This window comes from Enterococcus canintestini, from assembly GCF_001885735.1.
Lineage (GTDB): Bacteria > Bacillota > Bacilli > Lactobacillales > Enterococcaceae > Enterococcus_C > Enterococcus_C canintestini.
In genome coordinates this window covers 1-1,011 of the sequence record NZ_JXKG01000051.1, presented here as the reverse complement: position 1 = coordinate 1,011, position 1,011 = coordinate 1, and the positions used below count along the sequence as shown (strand labels likewise).

General features: G+C 31.2%; 2 protein-coding genes. Both read right to left on the bottom strand.

Translation table 11 applies throughout. The features are described from left to right. On the bottom strand, positions 1-228 hold a 228-nt coding region (locus tag RU96_RS13145), incomplete at its 3' end, for a hypothetical protein (RefSeq protein WP_211269921.1). 76 nt (positions 229-304) lie between these two features. Next, entirely contained in the window at positions 305-808 is a 504-nt protein-coding gene (locus RU96_RS12940) for a phospholipase A2 family protein (protein WP_249024210.1), read from the bottom strand. Positions 809-1,011: the final 203 nt, after the last annotated feature.

Below are 1,011 nucleotides of genomic sequence, written 5' to 3'. Positions count from 1 at the left end.
GCAAGATTTTTCGGGTTGTCTTGACTCCCTAATTCTCCACAATTCATCGTTACTAATTTCCTTAAAGTTGCTAACTATCTTATCATAGTTATCTTTCTGTTCGATTTTTTCATTTTTTGGATTACTATTCTTATGAATAGAAAAAGACTGAAAAATTATTACACCAACTAAGATTAGGCAAACGGTTGAAAGTAGCATAATAAGAATGCGTGTCCTTTTTTTATTCATTATTCTTCTCTTAATAAAAAATAAATAGGAGAACAAATATATATAATTTTGTTCTCCTTCATGTAAATAAAAAATTCTACCTCAGCAATTTCCCGCAACTAAAATATTTATATGCAGCTGTTGCATATATTAATTTTGCTGGATTTTGTTGAGCTAATTGGATAACAGGAACAAGGGCTTTACATAGGTTTCTATTACAATTTGTATTGTTCCCTCCCCATTTATAACAACCATCATGTGCTTTACAAGCTCTATCTAAATCATCAATAGGTTTTTTACCATTATTTCCCGGTCCACAATAATTACCATATGAGACACTTGGTATTCTAAGTCTAAGGTACGGAGAAGTTTCATCTTCTGCTTTGATACTATTAAAAGCTTTCCCAGCTTGTATAACAATTTCCCCTTCGTTATTTGCTATTGCACTATCTACATCAAAATATCTGTCGCCTGACTCATCTTGGGTGATATACAAATCCATTTTGCTCATTAACTCACTAGCAAACTCAGGAATTTCACCACCACTTACATTATTTTCACTAGCTGAAACGGTTGAAGGAACCAAAAATAACATTGCCATAAAAAACATACCTACAGACCAAAAAATTTTTTCATTGAATTTACCTCCTGTTTATAATTAAACATTCATTCCCAAAAAAAGAAATATAAACATAAGATACAGAAGCATTCCTCCCCCAAATAGTATTATAAAGTAGAACAACCATTTTGTTGTGTTACTAATGTTATCCATCTTGTTAATTCCTGAATAATTCATAGCTCTAA

Bases quoted from the DNA above. Each gene is read 5' to 3' on its own strand.
- RU96_RS12940 (WP_249024210.1), bottom strand. From the start codon at position 808: ATGGCAATGTTATTTTTGGTTCCTTCAACCGTTTCAGCTAGTGAAAAT.